Annotated in this window: 1 protein-coding gene; it reads left to right on the top strand. The window is 49.9% G+C overall.

Annotation, left to right across the window (positions count from 1 at the left end):
• Positions 1-600 precede the first annotated feature (600 nt).
• Positions 601-3,135 (top strand): ribonucleoside-diphosphate reductase subunit alpha (locus Q0294_RS22045; RefSeq protein ID WP_299469763.1); only part of this gene is annotated, 2,535 nt, incomplete at its 3' end.

The following is a 3,135-nucleotide window of genomic DNA, read 5'->3' as shown; positions in this document are numbered from 1 at the left end:
GTTTCTACAAATATAGGCTTTTCACGACTCCCGTTAATGATTCTTGACATCTTTGGACGATGTCCAACATTTAGTATTGACTGCTGAGATATACACACTATATTGGGTGTTACGAGTGAGTGACTCAGGAAAAACAATGTTCAATTGTTTCGTTCTGAGGCAAAGTTGAAGTATGTTTTATCGAACTTTAGGGCAGTGTTTTTTTGAATAGATGCGGCTTGTGCTTAAGTCTCTAATAAGAGCGCACAAATGGCCTGTTTTTTCTCGAAAGCCCTGACTCTTAAGAGTTTGATGGATCATTGGCTCTCACATTCAGATGGTATTCAGAAATCGAATTTCAGATCAGTGAGGGTTCTTAAGAGCAAAAGGAGTTGCCAGTTCATGCACCGAGGTGAAATTGTCTGTCTCTCCCAGTTTCTTTATGTTTCCCTTCTTTTTTGTTATGCCATTTCTGGCTTTCTGTCGCGAGGCCACCATTTGTGGAAGCACTGTGTGCAACCGCGATTGGCATCACATCATTCCTGTTTTAAATACTACACACGCTGCTGTCGGCATGGACGCAGCCGCATTTTTAGCATTCCATTTTAAGGAGGCAATCGAATGATTCGAGCGCAAACAGAATGGATCGTCACCAAGCGTGGGGGCAGAACAGCCTCATTTGACGCTTCGTTGATCGGTCGTGCAATATCCAACGCTTTCCGCGCGGAACTGAATCTTGCAGAAAATCAGCCCCTCGATGATGAGATCCGGATGGAAATTCCGGAAATGGTCGAGTCGGTCGCCAATGAAATTGCTGCAGCAGCCAGCAGTGATGCTGGTATTGAAGTGGAAAAGATTCAGGACGTCGTCGAGATGATGCTCATGCGGCGGGGGCACTACCGTATTGCACGTCGCTATATTGTCTATCGTGCAGATCGCGCCAAGCTTCGTGCTTTACGCGCTTCTGCTACTGATCTGGCGGATGACTCTGATACGATCAAATCAACGGCTCCCCGGTTTCATGTCGTTCTGACAGATGGAACCAAGGTTCCCTTCGATGAAGCCCGTATTCTGGCTCGGCTTTCCGATGCCTGTCGCGGACTGGAAGGGGACTGTTCGGCTGAAGCGCTGCTGGAAGAAGTCATGCGTTCCATCTTCGATGGTATTTCTGTCGAAGAATTGTATCGCGCCATGATTCTGGCCGCCCGGACCCGCATCGAACGTGATCCTGCCTACGACACGGTTGCTTCGCGCCTGATGCTGAAAATTATCTATAACGATGCTCTGGGAAATGCGCCATCCAGCGTCAATGAATTGAATCAATTGTACGTGGATCGTTTTGAGCAGTTCCTCAATGATGGAATTGAAGCCAAGCGGCTGACTCCTGATCTGCATAAATTTGATTTGAAACGCATTGCCCTGGCTCTCGAGCCGAAGCGGGATCACCTGTTTCAATACCTGGGGTTGCAGGCGATTTATGACCGTTATCTGCTGCACATTGATGGGCGACGTATTGAAACGCCTCAGTATTTCTGGATGCGTGTTTCAATGGGGCTGGCCATTCAGGAAGCCGACGATGCGACCGGACGCGCGATTGAATTCTATAATATTCTCTCTACGTTTCGATTCACATCGGCAACACCGACGCTGTTTAACTCTGCGACACTGCATCCGCAGTTGAGTTCCTGTTATCTTTCGACGGTCAATGACGATCTGGATCACATTTTCAAGTGTGTTGCCGACAACGCCAAGCTCTCCAAATGGGCCGGCGGGCTGGGTAATGACTGGACGCAAATCCGGGCCACCAATTCGCACATCAGTGGTACCAACGGGCAGAGCCAGGGAGTGATTCCGTTCCTGAAAGTCGTGAACGATACTGCCGTTGCCGTGAATCAGGGGGGCAAACGCAAAGGCGCTGTCTGTTCGTACCTGGAAACATGGCACATGGATGTCGAAGAGTTTCTCGACCTGCGTAAGAACACAGGCGATGATCGACGACGCACCCATGATATGCATACAGCAAACTGGATTCCCGATCTGTTTATGCGTCGTGTGCGTGAAGATGGAGAGTGGACTTTATTCAGCCCGGACAGTGTACCTGATCTGCATGATCTTTACGGTCAGGCATTCGAAGAGCGTTATGCCGAATACGAAAAGATGACTGAAACCGGCGAGATCAAACTCTACCGTCGTATTTCAGCCGTCGAATTGTGGCGCAAGATGCTGACTCGTTTGTTTGAAACAGGTCATCCCTGGATTACCTGGAAAGATCCTTCCAACCTGCGTTCGCCTCAGGATCATACGGGCGTTGTTCACAGCAGTAACCTGTGTACCGAAATCCTGCTGAATACATCGCGGGATGAAACGGCTGTCTGCAATCTGGGTTCGGTGAACCTCAAGCTGCACATAGTCGATGGCCAGCTCGATCTGGGCATGCTGGAAGTGACGGTTCGGACTGCGATGCGGATGCTGGATAACGTGATTGATATCAATTACTATCCGACTCCGGAAGCAAAGAACTCCAACACCCGCCATCGTCCTGTTGGCCTGGGGCTCATGGGTTTCCAGGATGCTCTGCTCGCTCAGGGAATCAGTTATGCCAGTATGCAGGCTGTGGAGTTTGCTGATGCCAGCATGGAAGCGATTTCGTACTTTGCACTTCTGGCTTCTTCCGAACTGGCTGCTGAACGCGGACGTTATGAGTCTTATGCCGGTTCCAAGTGGGATCGCGGCCTGCTGCCGATTGATACACTGGATCTGCACGAAAAAGAACGGGGAATTCCGATTGAAGTGGATCGGCAGACGCGGCTTGACTGGCAGGTCGTTCGGGATTCGATCGCTGCCAACGGTATGCGTAACAGCAACGTGATGGCGATTGCTCCCACAGCCACCATTTCTACGATTATCGGTGTTTCACAATCGATTGAGCCTTCGTACAAGCATTTGTATGTGAAGAGCAATCTTTCGGGCGAGTTTACCCAGGTCAGCCGCCAACTGGTGGATGACTTGAAAGCCCTGAATCTGTGGGACGCAGATATGCTGGAAGCGCTCAAGTATTACGATGGTGCGGTCTCGGAAATCGATCGTATTCCCGCTGATTTGAGAGCCCGTTATCTGACTGCCTTTGAAGTCGAACCCAAGTGGACGATTGAGTGT

This window comes from uncultured Gimesia sp. (genome assembly GCF_937919775.1).
GTDB lineage: Bacteria > Planctomycetota > Planctomycetia > Planctomycetales > Planctomycetaceae > Gimesia.
This window is presented reverse-complemented; position numbering and strand designations above follow the sequence as displayed.